14 protein-coding genes and 5 tRNA genes are annotated in these 17,414 nt (G+C 53.0%); 15 read left to right on the top strand and 4 right to left on the bottom strand.

The window, feature by feature from the left end:
* The first annotated feature begins 114 nt into the window (after nt 1-114).
* The 15 genes from wecA (at nt 115) to LU633_RS24910 (ending at nt 11,740) form a co-directional block, all read left to right on the top strand.
* Nucleotides 115-1,194 carry a UDP-N-acetylglucosamine--undecaprenyl-phosphate N-acetylglucosaminephosphotransferase gene (gene wecA, locus LU633_RS24980; protein WP_040465773.1) on the top strand — a complete coding sequence of 360 codons (1,080 nt, stop codon included), beginning with the start codon at nt 115-117 and terminating at the stop codon, nt 1,192-1,194.
* 54 nt (nt 1,195-1,248) lie between these two features.
* Nucleotides 1,249-2,277 (top strand): ECA polysaccharide chain length modulation protein, encoded by a 1,029-nt coding sequence (gene wzzE / locus LU633_RS24975; protein WP_016192344.1) that lies wholly within the window; start codon nt 1,249-1,251, stop codon nt 2,275-2,277.
* Between the two features lie 49 nt (nt 2,278-2,326).
* Nucleotides 2,327-3,457, top strand: a complete 1,131-nt coding sequence (wecB, locus tag LU633_RS24970; protein ID WP_016192343.1) for a non-hydrolyzing UDP-N-acetylglucosamine 2-epimerase — start codon at nt 2,327-2,329, stop codon at nt 3,455-3,457.
* Nucleotides 3,454-4,716, top strand: a complete 1,263-nt coding sequence (gene wecC, locus LU633_RS24965) for a UDP-N-acetyl-D-mannosamine dehydrogenase (RefSeq protein WP_016192342.1) — start codon at nt 3,454-3,456, stop codon at nt 4,714-4,716. Before wecB ends, wecC begins: the two co-directional genes overlap by 4 nt.
* Nucleotides 4,713-5,423, top strand: a complete 711-nt coding sequence (gene rffC / locus LU633_RS24960) for a dTDP-4-amino-4,6-dideoxy-D-galactose acyltransferase (RefSeq protein ID WP_016192341.1) — start codon at nt 4,713-4,715, stop codon at nt 5,421-5,423. The genes wecC and rffC overlap by 4 nt, the downstream gene beginning before the upstream one ends.
* Nucleotides 5,424-5,427: 4 nt before the next feature.
* Nucleotides 5,428-6,558, top strand: coding sequence for a dTDP-4-amino-4,6-dideoxygalactose transaminase (gene rffA / locus LU633_RS24955; protein ID WP_016192340.1), 1,131 nt, complete (start codon nt 5,428-5,430; stop codon nt 6,556-6,558).
* A gap of 1 nt (nt 6,559) precedes the next feature.
* Nucleotides 6,560-7,810 (top strand): lipid III flippase WzxE, encoded by a 1,251-nt coding sequence (gene wzxE / locus LU633_RS24950; RefSeq protein WP_016192339.1) that lies wholly within the window; start codon nt 6,560-6,562, stop codon nt 7,808-7,810.
* Nucleotides 7,807-8,874: a TDP-N-acetylfucosamine:lipid II N-acetylfucosaminyltransferase gene (locus LU633_RS24945; RefSeq protein ID WP_016192338.1), complete on the top strand. Its 1,068-nt coding sequence runs from the start codon at nt 7,807-7,809 to the stop codon at nt 8,872-8,874. The genes wzxE and LU633_RS24945 overlap by 4 nt, the downstream gene beginning before the upstream one ends.
* The gene (gene wzyE, locus LU633_RS24940) at nt 8,871-10,220 is read left to right on the top strand and encodes an ECA oligosaccharide polymerase (RefSeq protein ID WP_016192337.1); all 1,350 of its coding nucleotides are present in this window, start codon (nt 8,871-8,873) and stop codon (nt 10,218-10,220) included. Before LU633_RS24945 ends, wzyE begins: the two co-directional genes overlap by 4 nt.
* Nucleotides 10,221-10,250: 30 nt before the next feature.
* The gene (gene wecG, locus LU633_RS24935; RefSeq protein WP_016192336.1) at nt 10,251-10,991 is read left to right on the top strand and encodes a lipopolysaccharide N-acetylmannosaminouronosyltransferase; all 741 of its coding nucleotides are present in this window, start codon (nt 10,251-10,253) and stop codon (nt 10,989-10,991) included.
* Nucleotides 10,992-11,170: 179 nt separating this feature from the next.
* Nucleotides 11,171-11,247, top strand: a tRNA-Arg gene (locus LU633_RS24930).
* Between the two features lie 64 nt (nt 11,248-11,311).
* Nucleotides 11,312-11,387: transfer RNA gene (locus LU633_RS24925), tRNA-His, on the top strand.
* 15 nt (nt 11,388-11,402) lie between these two features.
* Nucleotides 11,403-11,489 (top strand) — tRNA-Leu (locus LU633_RS24920).
* 30 nt (nt 11,490-11,519) lie between these two features.
* A tRNA-Pro gene (locus tag LU633_RS24915) sits at nt 11,520-11,596 on the top strand.
* 67 nt (nt 11,597-11,663) lie between these two features.
* Nucleotides 11,664-11,740 (top strand) — tRNA-Pro (locus tag LU633_RS24910).
* 1,376 nt (nt 11,741-13,116) lie between these two features.
* Here the strand turns inward: LU633_RS24910 and hemY are convergent.
* Genes hemY through hemC form a run of 4 tightly spaced genes read right to left on the bottom strand, consistent with a single transcriptional unit; the run spans nt 13,117 to nt 17,137 of the window.
* Nucleotides 13,117-14,307: a protoheme IX biogenesis protein HemY gene (gene hemY, locus LU633_RS24905; protein ID WP_016192335.1), complete on the bottom strand. Its 1,191-nt coding sequence runs from the start codon at nt 14,305-14,307 to the stop codon at nt 13,117-13,119.
* A gap of 2 nt (nt 14,308-14,309) precedes the next feature.
* On the bottom strand, nt 14,310-15,434 hold the full coding sequence (gene hemX, locus LU633_RS24900; protein WP_016192334.1) for a uroporphyrinogen-III C-methyltransferase: 1,125 nt from the start codon (nt 15,432-15,434) through the stop codon (nt 14,310-14,312).
* 24 nt (nt 15,435-15,458) lie between these two features.
* Complete coding sequence (gene hemD, locus LU633_RS24895; protein ID WP_016192333.1) at nt 15,459-16,199, bottom strand: uroporphyrinogen-III synthase; 741 nt, start codon at nt 16,197-16,199, stop codon at nt 15,459-15,461.
* On the bottom strand, nt 16,196-17,137 hold the full coding sequence (gene hemC / locus LU633_RS24890; RefSeq protein ID WP_016192332.1) for a hydroxymethylbilane synthase: 942 nt from the start codon (nt 17,135-17,137) through the stop codon (nt 16,196-16,198). The genes hemD and hemC overlap by 4 nt, the downstream gene beginning before the upstream one ends.
* Nucleotides 17,138-17,414: the final 277 nt, after the last annotated feature.

Genomic DNA, 17,414 nt, shown 5'->3' with positions numbered 1-17,414 from the left:
ACAGTCAGGGGCTGTTTTCATACTGAAGCACTATGGAAATCAGATTTGAGCAGATGTTAATGGCATGTAAATTGCCTAAAATTGTGCGAGATTCTTAGCAGAGAGCTGGTTAATGTGAATTTACTCAATATGAGTACGGAGCTTGCTTTAATTTTTTTGTTTTCACTCGTTTTTCTTTTCTTCGCCCGTAAAGTAGCAAAACGTATTGGCCTGGTAGATAAACCAAACTACCGCAAGCGCCACCAGGGCGTCATTCCTCTGGTGGGGGGCATCTCTGTTTTTGCTGGAATCTGTTTTGGTTTTATCATTACTAACTACTATATTCCCCATTTCCTGCTGTATCTGAGCTGTGCAGGTGTGCTTGTTCTGGTTGGCGCGCTGGATGATCGCTTTGATATCAGCGTAAAGATTCGCGCCTTCGTTCAGGCGGCAATTGCCGTGGTGATGATGAGTGTGGGCAAACTCTATTTGCTGAGTCTCGGTTATATCTTTGGTCCCTGGGAACTGGTGGTGGGGCCGTTCGGCTACGTATTAACGCTGTTTGCGGTCTGGGCCGCCATTAACGCATTTAACATGGTAGATGGCATTGACGGTCTGCTGGGTGGACTTTCCTGTGTGACCTTCCTTGCGATGGGCATCATCCTTTTGCTGGGTGGACAACAAAGTCTGGCAATGTGGTGCTTTGCCATGATCGCCGCGATTGTGCCCTATATCCTGCTAAATCTTGGCGCATTTGGTGGCCGTTACAAAGTATTTATGGGTGATGCGGGCAGTACGCTGATTGGTTTCACCATTATCTGGATCCTGCTTGAAGCAACCCAGGGTCAATATCATCCTATTACGCCGGTCACTGCGCTGTGGCTGATAGCCATTCCGCTCATGGATATGGTGGCCATCATGTACCGTCGATTAAGCAAAGGGATGAGTCCTTTTTCTGCCGATCGCCAGCATATCCATCACCTGATTATGCGGGCAGGCTTTACCTCAAAACAGGCCTGTTTTTTGATAACCCTTGCGGCAGCATTGTTGGCTGGAATTGGTGTGCTGTGCGAATCCCTGAGCTTTGTACCTGAATGGTTAATGCTGGCGTTTTACCTGGTCGCTTTTATGCTTTATGGCTACTGCATCAAACGGGCATGGCGAGTGGCGAGATTGATAAAAAGAGTAAAACGGCGATTGCGCCGGGTAAATTAGCCCCCATCGCGAGTCTGAAAAAACTCATTACCCTGAAAACAAGGAATACCAAGTATGATGCATCCTGACGTTGCAGATAACGAGCTGGATATCCGTGGGCTTTGTTGCGCGCTGTGGCACGGTAAGCGTTGGATCATCGGTGTGGCGCTCATATTTGCGCTATTGGCTTACATCTGGTCGCTGCTGGTCACGCCGCAATGGAGCACCACTGCCATCACTGATCGGCCAACGGTTAATATGATGAGTGGTTTCTATTCGCAGCAGCAATTTCTGAATAATCTTGATTCCCGAAATAACAACAATACCTTTATTGCGCCCTCGGTCAGCGATGGAGTTTATCGAGAGTTTGTCATGCAACTCTCGTCGTACGATACCCGTCGTGACTTCTGGTTGCAGTCGGATTATTACAAAAAACACCAAACTGGCAACGCCAGTAAGGACGCTATGTTACTGGATGAGCTGATTGCTGACATACAATTTCAGCCTGCTGACTCGGCCAAAAACCTCAATGATACCGTCAGGCTGGTGGCTGAAACGGCCCCTGATGCTAACAACCTGCTGCGTCAATATGTCGTTTTTGCCAACCAACGTGCCGCTGCCCATCTCAATGAAGAACTGGCGGGCGCATGGTCGGCTCGCACGGTGCAGCTGAAAGCGCAGGTTAAGCGGCAGGAGGCGGTGGCAAAAGCCATCTACGGTCGCCAGGTCAACAGTGTGCAGCAGGCATTGAAAATTTTGCAGCAACAAGGGCTTGAACAGGCGAAAAGCAATATGCCTTCTGAACAGCTACCAGACTCTGAACTGTTTTTACTGGGGCGAGCCGTGCTCCAGGCCCGGCTTGAGAATTTACAGGCCAGCGGGCCGGATTACGATATCGACTATGATCAAAATAAAGCCATGCTGAATACCCTGAATGTCGGACCGACGCTGGTGAACACGTTCAAGACCTGGCGCTATCTGCGTACGCCGGAAGAACCTGCAAAGCGCGACAGCCCGCGCTGCGTATTTTTGATGGTGATGTGGGGTGCGGTGGGTGCCTTGACTGGCGCAGGGACTGCGCTGGTGCGTCGGCGTCGCGCTTGAACGTTGGTAAATCAGGCATGACTAAACAGACGCGTGAAAGAGAGCAACAGTGAAAGTATTGACGGTATTTGGCACGCGCCCGGAAGCGATAAAAATGGCACCTCTGGTTCACGCACTCGCCCAGGACGACAAGATAGAAGCGCGGCTGTGCGTGACGGCACAGCACCGCGAGATGTTGGATCAGGTATTGCAGCTGTTTGCCATCGTGCCTGACTACGATCTCAACATTATGCGCCCCGGACAGGGCCTGACTGAGATCGCCAGCCGTATTCTCGAAGGGTTAAAAGCGGTATTTAACGAGTTTACCCCGGACGTGGTGCTGGTTCATGGCGACACCACCACCACCTTTGCTGCCGGCCTGGCCGCTTTCTATCACCGGATTCCGGTCGGCCATGTTGAGGCGGGTTTGCGCACTGGCAATCTTTATTCCCCGTGGCCGGAAGAGGCAAATCGTACACTGACCGGGCATCTTGCCTCTTATCATTTCACTCCGACCGAAACCGCAAGGCAGAATCTGCTGCGGGAGAACCTGCCGGCGGCCCGTATGTTTGTTACCGGCAATACGGTGATCGATGCCTTGTTTTGGGTACGTGACCGGGTATTAAGCGATAATGCCCTGCGAAACAGCCTGGCGGCGCGTTACCCTTTCCTCGACGCAAGCAAAAAAATGATTCTGGTCACCGGACACCGACGCGAAAGCTTTGGCGGTGGATTTGAGCGCATTTGCAGCGCCCTGGCGGAAATTGCGCATCGCCACCCTGATGCTCAGATTGTTTACCCGGTACACCTCAATCCAAATGTCAGCGAGCCAGTTAATCGTATTTTGCGGGACATCGACAACATCGTGCTTATTGAACCGCAGGAATACCTGTCGTTTGTTTACCTGATGCTACGTTCTTGGATGATCCTCACCGACTCAGGTGGTATCCAGGAAGAAGCGCCCTCGCTGGGCAAGCCGGTGCTGGTGATGCGGGACACCACTGAAAGGCCCGAAGCCGTTGAAGCAGGAACGGTCCGGCTGGTTGGCACCGACGTTAAGAAAATTGTCAGCGAGGTCACGCGCCTGCTGATGGATGAAGAAGCATATCAATCCATGAACCGTGCCCATAACCCCTATGGCGACGGACTTGCCTGCCAGCGCATTGTGCAGGCACTTAAAGATAATCGGGTTTCTTTATGAATTTCAGAACCATATCAGTAATTGGGCTGGGTTACATCGGCCTGCCTACCGCAGCAGCTTTCGCCTCACGGCAAAAAACGGTGATCGGCATCGATATCAACGCACTGGCGGTTGATACTATCAATCGCGGCGATATTCACATCATTGAACCTGACCTTGATCGGGTTGTGAAAGCAGCCGTGGAACAGGGTTGGCTGTGCGCGGCAACGCGTCCTGTGTCGGCCGACGCGTTTTTGATTGCGGTGCCAACGCCTTTTCAGGAAGGCCACCAGCCTGATTTAGCCTTTGTGAAAGCCGCTGCTGAGTCGATTGCACCCGTGCTGAAAAAAGGAGATTTGGTGATCCTTGAATCCACCTCACCCGTGGGCACCACCGAGCAGATGGCAGACTGGCTGGCGGCGGCGCGTCCTGATTTAAGCTTTCCTCAGCAGGTGGGTGAGCAGGCCGATGTCCATATTGCCTACTGTCCTGAACGCGTACTGCCGGGACGAATCATGATTGAGCTGTTCAAAAATGATCGGGTGATTGGTGGCATGAGTGATACCAGCGCAAAACTGGCCTGTGCGCTTTACAACATTTTCCTTGAAGGTGAATGTGTGGTGACCAACGCGCGTACAGCTGAGATGTGCAAGCTGACGGAAAACAGCTTTCGCGATGTCAATATCGCGTTTGCCAATGAACTGTCGCTGATTTGTGCCGAACAGCAAATCAATGTATGGGAACTGATCGCGCTGGCGAACCGCCATCCCCGTGTCAATATTCTCCAGCCGGGGCCCGGTGTGGGGGGGCACTGTATCGCGGTGGACCCGTGGTTTATCGTGGCTCAGAACCCTGCGGAAGCCCGTTTGATCCGCACCGCCCGAGAAGTTAACAATGCCAAACCGCACTGGGTGCTGGAACAGGTGAAAAACACCGTCGCGGCGTGCCTGGTTGCCAGTGATAAGCGCGCCAGCGAGCTGACCATTGCCTGCTTTGGGCTGGCATTTAAACCGAATATTGGCGATGTGCGCGAGAGCCCGGCGATGGAGGTGGCAGCAATGATTGCTGACTGGCATCCGGGCAGTACGCTGGTGGTCGAACCGAATATCCATCAGCTGCCGCAAGCGTTAATGGATAAAGCCACACTGGTGCCGCTGGACGATGCGCTTCAGCAGGCGGATGTGCTGGTGATGCTGGTGGATCATGCGCAGTTTAAAGCAACCGCCCGTGACCGCATTACCTCCCCGTGGCTGGTTGATACCAAAGGCGTCTGGCAGTGAGCCAGACATTTCCGGCACTAAAGGGGAAGTTAACGCTGCTCGACTGGGAAAATGCCTTCTTTGGCATCCATAGCGCCCTGCTGAGTCTGGACACGCACCAGCCCGCGATTGAGATGGCGCAGCTGCAGACGTATCCGCTGGTACAGGTGAAAGTGCTTTCCCAGCAGACAGCCGAGCTGGATGCGTTGAGCCGTCTGGGATTTCGCCTGATTGAGGGTGAAGCCGAGCTGGTGCTGGCAACGGGTGCTGGCGGCAGGCCGGAAGGGATACGCATCGCCAGAAAAGAGCATATCGCGGCCCTGCGCAGTGCGGCCAGTGAAGCCTTTGCCTGGAGCCGTTTTCGTGCGCCCTGGTATCAGCCCGGCGACAGCGGGCGATTTTACGCGCAGTGGGTCGATAATGCCGTGTTGGGTACTTTTGATGATCAGTGTCTTCTCGCGGTCGATGGACAGGGCGACCTGCAGGGCTTCGTGTCCCTGCGTGAATTGCCGGATGGCAGCGCGCGTGTCGGTCTGCTGGCCACGTTGCCGCATGCACAGGGGCTGGGTGTGGGACAACGTATGATAGAAGCGGCGACAGACTGGTGCCGCATCCGGCGTCTCAGCCGCCTGCATGTGGCCACCCAACTGGCCAACCTGCCAGCGCTACGACTCTACCTTCGCTGCGGTGGCGTCATTGAGCGCACCGCTTACTGGTTTTACAGGTAACCTTATGATCCCGTTTAATGCGCCACCGATCATTGGCACCGAGCTTGAATATATGCAATCTGCCATGAGCAGTGGCAAATTGTGTGGTGATGGTGGTTTCACCCGTCGCTGCCAGCAGTGGATGGAAAATAAATTTGGCAGCAATAAAGTGCTGTTGACGCCGTCCTGCACTGCCTCGCTGGAAATGGCGGCCATCCTGATCAATATTCAGCCGGGCGATGAAGTGATCATGCCCAGCTATACCTTTGTTTCCACCGCAAATGCCTTTGTACTGCGTGGAGCAACCATTGTGTTTGTCGATATCCGCCCGGACACACTCAACATTGACGAGCGACTGATTGAGGCAGCGATCACGGATAAAACCCGTGCTATCGTACCGGTTCACTATGCGGGCGTGGCATGTGAAATGGACGCAATCATGGCGCTCGCAGACAAGTATTCGCTGTGGGTGGTTGAGGATGCTGCGCAGGGCGTGATGTCCACTTACCAGGGCAAAGCGCTGGGCACGATTGGGCACATTGGCTGCTTCAGCTTTCATGAAACCAAGAACTATACGGCAGGCGGCGAAGGCGGCGCGACCCTGATTAACGCCCCGGCGCTGGTTGAGCGGGCGGAAATCATTCGTGAAAAAGGCACCAACCGCAGTCAGTTTTTCCGTGGGCAGGTGGATAAATACACCTGGCGGGATATTGGTTCAAGCTACCTGATGGCGGACCTGCAGGCTGCCTATCTGTGGGCGCAGCTGGAAGCGGCAAAGCCTGTTAATGAGCAACGTCTGCGGCTGTGGCAGAACTATTTCAATGCGCTGGAACCCATTGCTGCGACTGGCAGAATAACCTTGCCTTCGCTGCCGCCCGCGTGTCAGCACAATGCGCATATGTTCTACATAAAATTGCGCGACAATGAGGACCGTACGGCACTGATTAACTGGCTAAAGGAAGCTGAAATTCTTGCGGTGTTCCACTATATCCCGCTGCACGCGTCGCCTGCAGGTCAGCGTTTCGGTCGTTTCCACGGCACCGATCGCCACACCGGGTCTGAAAGCGAGCGTCTGCTTCGCCTGCCGCTGTTTTATAACCTTTATGACAACAATCAGAAGACGGTAATCAATTCCTTGTTGAGCTATTTTTCCTGATATGTCGCTGGCAAAAGCGTCAGTGTGGACGGCAACCTCCACGCTGGTAAAAATCGCGGCCGGACTGCTGGTGGTGAAAATGCTGGCGCTGGCCTTTGGCCCCGATGGTGTTGGCAGGGCGGGCAACTTTCGCCAGTTAATCACCGTACTGGGCGTGCTGGCGGGGGCCGGAATTTTCAACGGCGTCACCAAATACATCGCGGAATATCAGCAGCAGCCGCAGCGTTTAAGGGCTGCAACCGGTACGGCGTCGACAATAGTGTTGGTTTTTTCCTGCGTGCTGGCGGTGATTTTCCTGCTTTTCGCCGAACCCATCAGTATCGCGTTGTTTGCGCTCGGTGATTATCAGGACGTGGTGCGTATTGTTGCCTTTCTTCAGATGGGAATTGCCTGGGCTAACCTGCTGCTGGCTATCGTAAAGGGATTTCGCGATGCGCAAGGCAACGCGCTGGTGTTGATTTCCGGCAGTCTGGCGGGTGTGGCGGCATGGTTTGCCTGTTACTGGCTTGGCGGCTACGGTGGTGCGCTGGTGGGAATGGCGTTGGTGCCGGCGCTGGTGGTTATGCCTGCGGGAGTTATGCTGGTCAGGCGTGAACATTTACCGTTGCGCTTTCTTATGCCTGCGTGGGATGCAGAGGTTGCCCGTAACCTCAGTAAATTTACCCTGATGGCGCTCATTACCTCGGTGACGCTACCGGTGGCGTGGATTATGATGCGCAACCTGCTGGCCGAGCATAACGGCTGGGAGCAGGTTGGGTTCTGGCAAGGTGTGACCAGTATTTCCGATGCCTACCTGCAATTTATTACTGCCTCTTTCAGCGTTTACCTGTTACCAACATTGTCCCGGCTGACCACCAGACAGTCAATTTCGCAGGAAATCTTTCGGGCGCTGCGCTTTGTGCTGCCTGCGGTGGCGACGGTAAGCCTGGCCGTCTGGCTACTGCGCGATCTGGCGATCTGGCTGCTGTTTTCCAGCAAATTTACGGGGATGCGTGACCTCTTCATCTGGCAACTAACTGGCGATGTGTTCAAGGTAGGATCGTACGTTTTTGGCTACCTGGTGATAGCGAAAGCCTCGCTACGCTTTTATATCCTGACGGAGGTCAGCCAGTTTCTGCTGCTGACGCTGTTTGCTCGCTGGCTGATTCCACTTCACGGCACCACCGGTGCGGCACAGGCCTACATGGCCACCTACATCGCTTATTTCGCGCTGTGTTGCGGCGTATTTTTTCTTTATCGCAGACAAGTATGACGACAATGATTCATGTGCTCGGCTCCGCCATTCCCCATCATAATCAGACCGTACTGGCCTTTTTCAACGATATTCTGTCAGAGACCGTTCCCTGCTCTGAGCGTCGACAGTTTTGGGTAGTGGGAGAGGCTGCCAGCCAGTGGAACAAACTGGATATTCGCTGGTTTGCCGATAAGCAATCCGTTGCAAGAGCCGTGATGGCTCTTGCCCGCGTGGACCGCCAAATGCGTTTCTTTTTCCACGGACAGTTTAATCCTGTTTTATGGCTGGCGATGCTAACGGGCAAGCTGCGACGGTCGCAGGTTTTTTGGCATATCTGGGGCGCGGATCTGTATGAGCAGGCAGCTGGTTTGAAATTTCGTCTGTTTTATTTAATGCGTCGTCAGGCTTATCGGCATGTGGGACACGTCTTCGCCACGTGCGGCGACATTCACTATTTTCAGCAGCGCAACCCGGCGGTGCCTGCATCATTACTTTATTTTCCCACGCGTATGGCGCATATCGCCGTGCCTGCTGCACAAAAGCGTGACCGTTTGGCGATTCTGGTGGGCAATTCAGGCGACGTCAGTAATCGTCATATTCAGGCCTTACAGGACATTCACCAGCAGTTTGGTGCGGATGTTGACGTGATTGTGCCGCTGGGTTACCCGGAAAATAACGAGGCTTATATCAGTCGGGTGCGGGAGGTTGGCCAGGCGTTATTTTGCGAAGATCGACTGCATCTTTTGACTGAAAAACTCGACTTTCCGGCCTATTTACAGCTGATTGCCCGCTGTGATTTGGGCTACTTTATTTTTGAGCGTCAGCAGGGTATCGGTACGCTTTGCCTGCTCATTCAGGCCAATATCCCCTTTGTGATCAATCGTAAAAATCCCTTCTGGCAGGATTTGACCGCGCAGCAGGTCCCGGTATTATTCGCGGGCGATCCGCTGAATGTAACGGTTATCGAAGAAGCGAAGCGGCAGATGGCACTATTGGACAAAAGCGCTATTGCCTTTTTTGATCCTGCTTTTGTGGCGGGCTGGAAACAGGTGCTGGCGATGGCTGAAGGAGAAAAACCATGATACTGTCACAATTTGTCGGGCTGTTGGTGGTCTGGCTGCTGTCATTAGCAGGTATCCTGACGCTAACCTGGTGCGAGTTTCAACGAGTGCGTTTTAACTTCAACGTGTTCTTTTCCCTGCTGTTTTTGCTGACGTTTTACTCAGGCTTTCCGCTTACCGCGCTGCTGGTGTTCGGTTTTAATGTGCAGGTGGTGCCCGCGGAATTTTTACTGCGGGCGATGCTTTCGACCTCCGGTTTTTATGCAATCTATTACGTCAGTTACAAAACCCGTCTGCGGCCGGAAAGGCACGGCTCCTCACGCCCGGTTTTTAGCGTCAATCGCGTTGAGGCACATCTTACCTGGGGCATTCTGGCGCTGATTGCGCTGGGTACATTACTGATCTTTTTCAGGCATAACGGTTTTCTGTTATTCAAACTGCACAGCTACAGCCAGATATTTTCTGCGGACGTTTCCGGCGTGGCGCTTAAACGTTTTTTCTATTTCTTTATCCCGGCCATGCTGGTGATCTATTTTCTTAATCAGAACCTGCGGCGCTGGCTTTTTTTTCTGGTGGCAACGGTCGGCTTTGGCCTGCTGACCTACGCCGTCGTTGGTGGCACGCGCGCTAATATCATTATCGCTTTTGCGCTGTTTCTGTTTATTGGCATTATTCGAGGCTGGATTACGCTGTGGATGCTGGCAATGGCCGGCGTGGCGGGGGTGGTGGGAATGTTCTGGCTGGCGCTGCGGCGCTATAACCTGGACGTCAGCGGCGCGGAAGCGTTTTACACCTTTCTTTACCTGACACGTGACACCTTTTCGCCGTGGGAAAACCTGGGGCTGCTGTTACAAAACTACGACAAAATTGACTTTCAGGGGCTGGCACCCCTGGTGCGGGATTTCTACGTGTTCATTCCCGGCTGGCTGTGGCCGGATCGGCCTTCCGTGGTGCTTAACAGCGCTAACTATTTCACTTGGGAAGTCCTGAATAACCACTCGGGTTTGGCGATTTCTCCGACGCTGATTGGTTCTCTGGTCGTGATGGGCGGTGTCTGGTTTATCCCCCTCGGCGCGGTAGCCGTTGGCATGATTATCAAAGGGTTTGACTGGCTTTATCAGCTGGGGCGACGGGAATCGAGCCGCTATAAGGCGGCGGTGCTGCAGAGTTTCTGTTTTGGCGCTGTGTTTAACATGATAGTACTTACGCGCGAAGGGCTGGATGCATTTGCCTCTCGCGTGGTGTTTTTCTGCCTGATTTTTGTCGTGGCGGTGGTGGTGGCGAAGCTGCTTTTTTGGCTGCTCGACAGCGCGGGGCTAATCCGTCGTCGTAAGGTTTCGTTGCCGATACAGAACCGATCTTTTTGATTTATCGTTGTTGTGTATAAGGAATCGTTGATGGACGCCATTTCTGCTGTCTCGCAGTATCAAATCCGGGGCTTTATGCTGCTGGGGTTTAGCGACATGGCCGACATGCTGGACTATCTCTGCTCCCAGGGGGATATGAAAACCGGCATCTTGGTGGCGATTAACGCTGAGAAAGTGTTGACCGCCGAGCACCAGCCGGAGATTCATCAGCTTATCGATCGGGCGGAATATAAATATCCCGACGGTATCAGCATCGTGCGCTCCATTCGTAAAAAATATCCGCAGGCACACGTTTCCCGTATTGCCGGAGTCGACCTGTGGGAAGGGCTGATGGCGCGTGCAGGCAAGGAGGGAACACCGGTTTTTTTGATTGGTGGTAAACCAGAAATTCTGGCGCAAACGGTGGACAAACTGCGTCAACAATGGAATGTGAATATTGTCGGTTCACAGGATGGTTATTTTGCACCTGACGAGCGCAATGCCCTGTTTGCCCGCGTGGCGGCGAGCGGCGCGAAGATCGTCACCGTGGCGATGGGCTCGCCTCGGCAGGAAGTTTTTATGCAGGACTGCCAGATAACCTATCCCCAGGCTCTCTATATGGGCGTGGGAGGCACCTATGACGTTTTTACCGGACACGTAAAACGTGCACCGCTAATCTGGCAGAAAATGGGGCTGGAATGGTTGTATCGGCTGATTTTACAGCCTTCACGTTTGAGGCGGCAGCTCAGATTGCTGAAATATCTTCATTACCACTGGCGCGGTAAGCTGTAATTTTGTTTTTTGGGCACTGCCAGGGCGCTAAAAAACCGGGGTCTTGGATGACGAATTGGCCGAAAACGTCTGGACTTTATGCAGAATGCACAAAGCGTAAGCAAACTCACTTTGTTATGAAAAAAGCACTGGACAGGATCGGCTCAAATCCGTAGTATGCCCATCCGCAATGGCGCTACGCGCCCGTAGCTCAGCTGGATAGAGCGCTGCCCTCCGGAGGCAGAGGTCTCAGGTTCGAATCCTGTCGGGCGCACCATTAAGTTGTGCGCAAGAGCTGCGGTGGTGGTTTTGCCGCGTTAGTAAAAGAAGTAGCAGTAATGGTGGCTATAGCTCAGTTGGTAGAGCCCTGGATTGTGATTCCAGTTGTCGTGGGTTCGAGTCCCATTAGCCACCCCAGATTTTGAATGGTATGCGAAGATGGCGGAATTGGTAGACGCGCTAGCTTCAGGTGTTAGTGTCTTAACGGACGTGAGGGTTCAAGTCCCTCTCTTCGCACCACAAAATCAGCCACACAGAAGAAGATGTTAACGGCGAGTAGCGCAGCTTGGTAGCGCAACTGGTTTGGGACCAGTGGGTCGGAGGTTCGAATCCTCTCTCGCCGACCACCTTTCAAAACCTTGCTGAAGCAGGGTTTTTTGCTTAAAGATTAAACCGTTTAGTAAAAGCAGTATCCGGCGAGTAGCGCAGCTTGGTAGCGCAACTGGTTTGGGACCAGTGGGTCGGAGGTTCGAATCCTCTCTCGCCGACCATTTTCAGAAAAGGCCAGCCTTCAGGTTGGCCTTTTTGCATCCTGAGCCAAAAGAGGATGAGAACCTCCGAGGGAGGTTTGAGCCGAGCGCAGCGAGACAACGTTAGCATCATCCTCTCTCGCCCGGCGTTTTTATCAGCCGGCATTCCCGTTGCCCCGTCATTCCACCCCCTCGTTTATCATGCACTCCTGCTCACATTGTACGTCCGGCATAAAACAATATTGTGTTTCCGGGCATAGCCGTTTGTCTCAATTAAGAGACGTTCAATATATTGATTAATATATTATTTATTGAACTGCGTGATAAGTGTCTTCAGCTGGATACGTGGCTGAGAATTTCTGTCGCATATTTGCAACAGCAGAATGACCATAAGTGGGGTAAGGTTTCTTTATTTAGTTAAATAACAATGGATTATGTTTTCTTAAGGTGTTTTACCAATCTGGCATACGTTGTGCATTATTAAACAGGTAGATGCTCATTCCATATTTTATGTTTGCGAAAGCTTCATAAAGCCCGGAATGATGCAGAGCCCTTACGATACCTGTTGTCCAGCCGCCACTATCGTCGCAAGACCTTAATGGTACAAGGACACTACGTTGAGTCAGGTATCACCCAACTTGTCTTACCGACCTGAACGTTTACACCTGCCGGACTGGCGGGTGTTTTTTTATGGGCGATTCATCAATGCTCAAAACCCGCACTGCTCAGGTGGTGCAGTTTAAAGTCTGACTCAACCTGTGAGGCACACCTTTCTGCTGTATAAGCGTTGATTTAAATAGAGCAGTACAAAGGCAAAATCGCGTTGCAGGGCGGAATGCTTCGTGAAAAGTAATGAGAGGAAGCGGCCATGAACAGGTCACAAACCTGAAAACGTGTTTATTGGCTGTGTAAACATCGAATCCTGTCAAACAGGCCCACGAGACAACATATTGAGCTGGCAGTAAACAGCCGTCTTAAACAGCAAGCGGTATTGATTACAACTTAAGAAAATAATGTGTCGTCCGTGCTTCAAGGTCCGTAGCCGGATATACCCGGGCAGAACTAAAGCGTTTTGATAACCAAATCCGCAGGGCTTTGATTACAGTCTGAAAGCAGGTGAGTTGCCACGCAAAGAAGTTTCGGTCCGACTTGTAAAACGCACAATCAAACACGGCATGGCAACACCCCAAGGCTGATAACCCTGTTTTACAGGGTCTGGTACTCAGTGAGCCATAGCCGTTTGGGGTGTGTCAAAACCATGAAAGAAGCCTATGGCCTGTGCCGTCAGAAGACAGCAGGGCAGGAGCCTGTTGCTGACCAAGCCCACAGGGCGAGGGTTAACGCGGACAGTAAAAAGCCGGGCAATAAGCCCGGCCTGATTTTTCATAGCGGGTAAATTATGCGTTATTCTTCAGGGTCAGAAGTAGCCCGTCGCGACGCATTTCTGCGGCCTCTTCCGGCTTGTGCTGACGGTCAAGCGAATCTGCCAGCCAGGCGTAGTCAAATGCATCGGGACGCTGCCTGAGAGCTGCTCTGAACGCATCGCTGGCCTGTTGCCATTCGCCGTGTGTCATCAGCAACTGCCCAAGCGTGCTGTAAAGCAGTGGCATCGCGCCATGCTGCTTAATTTGGTGGTTCAACGTTTTTTCCAGTTGTTCTGGATTGCCGGTTTTCAGTCGGGGTATCAACAGAACCAGACGTTCGTCATAGTGACGCTTGAGGCCTGTCAAAACGATTTCCTGAGCGGTTTCATGATCGTCGCAAACGATAAGATGGTCAGCCATTGCCACCTGTAGCGCCGTATCGTGGCGGGTTTTACGGCTCTGGCTTTGCCACCAGCGCTTCAGCCCCTCACTGCCCTGTTCTGCCATCGCCTGGTTCATCAATCCCAACCAGGCCTCTTGCTGTAACGTCTGGCAATGCGCTTCATCAAAGACCTGAACCTTATTCATTGCTGGCAGAATATCCAGCAACGAATTCCAGGCACCGGTCCGCACGTAAGCCTGTTCAGCCAGGCGCAGCACTTCAGGATGGCGCGGTGCCACTTCCAGCAGGCGATCAATGCCATGACGGGCAGCATGGTCTTCATTGCGAGCAAGCTGGATACGTACCCGGGTGATCTCTACCGGCAACTGATCGTTACCGGCCAGCTCCGCCGCTCTGGCAAGATGCTGATTGGCGCGGCTCTCGTCACCACGCTGTTGTGCCGCCTCACTGGCCAGAAGGTAGTTCACCACCGGCTGTTCGGCATGATCGGCATTTTTTGATAGCAGTTTTTCAACCTGACGGTGATCCCCTTCGGCCAGCTTCATTAATGCGGCATGGGTTTGCTTGCGGGCGCGGTTACGTTTTCTGCCGAGAAACCAGCCACGCGTGCGAACGCCGGTTCTTAACAGACGCCGCAGTAGCCACTCAACCAGCAGGATGACGATCAATGTGAGGATAAGAATAATGGCAAGCCCGGTTACGCTGGTTTCAATATTCCATTGGCTGGTCTGAATCAGGACATAGCCCTGGTGACCGGCCAGTATCGGGCCGAGAACGATACCCGCCATCAGCAATAAAAAGAGTATCATAACCTTAAGCATGCTTATTCTCCCTGCTGCTGCTGTCCGGCACCGGGCTGGGCCAGCAGGTTGCGCACGCGCGTTTGCATCAGTTTGTCCAGCATTGGCTGGCTTTGCAGCGCATCCGGTAAATCCATAGCGATACTTTGCTGGCTGAGTTCCTCCAGCTGGTTGAGATAGGCCCTGGTGGCGGGATCGTGGCTATCAAACCAGGCGCGAACCCATGCTGAGACGGTATCAATAGACTGTTTATAAATCTCGTCCTGGTGGCGCGGTATCGCCTGAGCAGCAACCAGCAGCCGTGAACGGATATTTTCGCGTAGGTAGATTTCCTGGTTAGGTGCCAGAAGCGGCTCGGTGGTGGTATCGCGTCGACGGATGGTAATAAAGTCATCCATAAAGTTATGCCAGCTTTTTACCAGATTCTGCCGCCACTCACGTATTGAGGAAGAGAGCTCACTGCTGTCGGCATCCATGGGCGAGCCACTGCTGTCGTTATCTGCCAGGCGAAGATTATCGACGCCGTTAGATAGCTGATTAAGTTTCAGGATCACGCCATCGTAATCGACCTGACTGATGGCTGACAGCGAACTGATATCGTGAGTTAAGGCCCGACGCACTTCAATCAGACTGGGGTCGTTCATTTCTGCCAGACTGTTATCGGCACTTTTCAATAATGCCGTCGCCGTTGTCACATCCTGATCGATCCACAGCTTACGTCCGGCAAGCTTCACCAGATAATCTGCCTGGGCAAGAAGCCAGGTGTGCGCATCATTACCGGAAATGGTTGCCACTTTTTCTTTTAGCTGGTCGAGCTGCTGGCTCATAGCGGCCTGCTGTTGATGGGCGGTATCCAGTGCGCTGGTTTGTGCCGCGAACTGCTGCTGAAACGTTTGTTTGTTACTGACGGATTGCTGCTGCAGTTCTGCTAGCTGATTGGCCAGCGTCTGATTGGCGGCGGTCAGTGCTGCGGTCTGCTGTTTACCGTGAATATACAGCCCCACGCCCGAGGCGAGAGCAATAGCAATCGCCAGAACCGCCAGCGCGGTCGCTTTATTGCGAAGCTGGCGGTCTGGTGTTGGTGCTGAACTTTCTTCCGTCCGGGTATTCTCATCAACCAGGACAGAGGAATCTTTTTGTTCCGTCATTGTGACTTATCCCATAATTTAAATTTATTGAAGCGCCCGCAATAACGCGTTGTTATCGGCACCCTCGGCCACCCTGACCGCATTCCAACCCAATTCCCTGGCACGGGTGGCCAGACGTTCACTGACGACAATCACTTGGCAGTGCAGTAGCCATTCTTCACGATCGTTATCAGGAAACAGTGAATAAAGTTGCTCCAGCATCTCTCCGCTTGTCACCACCAGCGTGGTGATGCCGAGGCTACGCCAGCGGCGTCCTTCTGTTTCACCCTGATAATACTTTTCACAACGTTTATAGCATTCAACAAACTTTACATTAGCGCCGCGCTGTTGCAAGGTTTCGGCCAAAAGTTGACGCCCGCCATTACCGCGCAGGATCAGCGCTTGCTTCCCCGCCACCTGCTGCAAAGAAGGTAATTGTATCAACACTTCACTGGTTTCACTTTTCTCGGGCCAGGTCACGTTGCGTCCGCTGGCAGCATGGAAAGCCAGTCCGGTTGTACGACCTATAGCATAATAGTTCAGGCCAGCAGGCCAGCGCATACCAGCTTGCGCCAGTACCGCTTTTGCATAGTGAATGACGTGCTGCGAAACAATAAACACCAAATCATTGGGCTGCAACTCACTCAGCTGATTAGGTAATCTGTCCAGCTCACCGCCCGGCGTAAACTCAATGAGCGGCATGGACCATGCGTCTTTTCCCGCCTCGCGTAGGCGATTTACCAATTTTTCAGCGGCAGGCTCGGGGCGGGTTACGAGGATAGTCATTCAGGTGGGTTTCCCTGGTAAACGTCGGCAAGAATTTCACGTCCACCGTTATTAAGAAGTTCTTCCGCCAGTGAAATACCCATTTTCTCTGCGTCTTCGCGCGGGCCACGGCGTTCACCACGGATCATTGCTTTACCGTCAGGAGAACCAATCAGCCCGCGTAACCAAAGTCGATCATCCTGAAGCACTGCAAAGCTGCCAATTGGCACTTGACAGCCACCCTCAAGGCGGGTGTTCATGGCGCGCTCGGCTTTCACCCTGACGGCGGTATCGTCGTCATTCAGGGCGGCGAGTAGCGCAATCGTCTGCGCATCATCCAGGCGGCATTCAATACCCACCGCACCCTGGCCTACTGCTGGCAATGATTCTTCTGCGGGCATGGCGTGAGCTATGCGATCGGATAAGCCTAAACGTTTCAGCCCGGCGACGGCCAGAATAATGGCATCGTAATCACCGGCATCGAGTTTAGCGAGCCGCGTGCCGACGTTGCCACGCAGTGAGCGAATAATCAGGTCGGGCCGACGGGCACTGAGCTGGCACTGGCGGCGCAGGCTGGACGTGCCGACAATCGCACCCTGAGGTAGTGCATCGGCCGAGCGGTAGTGATTGGAAACAAAGGCATCCAGCGGCTCTTCCCGCTCGCAGATGGTCACAAGGCCCAGTCCTTCAGGAAACGCCACTGGCACATCCTTCATTGAATGCACGGCGATATCGGCGCGATCAGACAGCAGCGCCTGCTCAAGTTCTTTAACGAATAATCCCTTGCCGCCTACTTTTGCCAGGGGGGTGTCCAGAATCACGTCGCCTTTAGTGATCATCGGGACCAGTTCCACCCGAAGCCCTTGATGAAAGGCCATCAAACGTTGCTGAACATAGTGTGCCTGCCACAATGCAAGCGGGCTTTGCCTGGTGGCAATTCTTAATATTTTGTCTGGCATGCTGATTACCGTTTTATCGTGTAATGATTATCCTAACATTTACAGGTTGAGGCTGTCAGTTTCCACAGGTGGGAGGGCTATACGGGTGATATTCGGGCATAGCCGGAGAAAGCTGTTTTTAAAACATGGCAGGCTTTGGTGTAGCGCAACTTTCTTTACGGTCAACCCGCCAGATGTTAGATTGATCACGTTTCCAGCAGTAATTCGCACAATTATTCTTAAAACCATGCGGCGAATATGGAAAAAGGGTTATTCGTAAGCACTGGATCAATCAGGC

The organism is Erwinia tracheiphila, from assembly GCF_021365465.1.
Classification (GTDB): Bacteria; Pseudomonadota; Gammaproteobacteria; order Enterobacterales; family Enterobacteriaceae; genus Erwinia; species Erwinia tracheiphila.
Note: the sequence above shows the minus strand (reverse complement) of the source record. Positions and strands in the feature narration are given on the sequence as shown.

Bases quoted from the DNA above. Each gene is read 5' to 3' on its own strand.
- LU633_RS24945 (WP_016192338.1), top strand. From the start codon at position 7,807: ATGACGACAATGATTCATGTGCTCGGCTCCGCCATTCCCCATCATAAT.
- wzyE (WP_016192337.1), top strand. From the start codon at position 8,871: ATGATACTGTCACAATTTGTCGGGCTGTTGGTGGTCTGGCTGCTGTCA.
- wzxE (WP_016192339.1), top strand. From the start codon at position 6,560: ATGTCGCTGGCAAAAGCGTCAGTGTGGACGGCAACCTCCACGCTGGTA.
- hemX (WP_016192334.1), bottom strand. From the start codon at position 15,434: ATGACGGAACAAAAAGATTCCTCTGTCCTGGTTGATGAGAATACCCGG.
- wzzE (WP_016192344.1), top strand. From the start codon at position 1,249: ATGATGCATCCTGACGTTGCAGATAACGAGCTGGATATCCGTGGGCTT.
- wecC (WP_016192342.1), top strand. From the start codon at position 3,454: ATGAATTTCAGAACCATATCAGTAATTGGGCTGGGTTACATCGGCCTG.
- hemC (WP_016192332.1), bottom strand. From the start codon at position 17,137: ATGCCAGACAAAATATTAAGAATTGCCACCAGGCAAAGCCCGCTTGCA.
- hemY (WP_016192335.1), bottom strand. From the start codon at position 14,307: ATGCTTAAGGTTATGATACTCTTTTTATTGCTGATGGCGGGTATCGTT.
- rffA (WP_016192340.1), top strand. From the start codon at position 5,428: ATGATCCCGTTTAATGCGCCACCGATCATTGGCACCGAGCTTGAATAT.
- hemD (WP_016192333.1), bottom strand. From the start codon at position 16,199: ATGACTATCCTCGTAACCCGCCCCGAGCCTGCCGCTGAAAAATTGGTA.
- wecG (WP_016192336.1), top strand. From the start codon at position 10,251: ATGGACGCCATTTCTGCTGTCTCGCAGTATCAAATCCGGGGCTTTATG.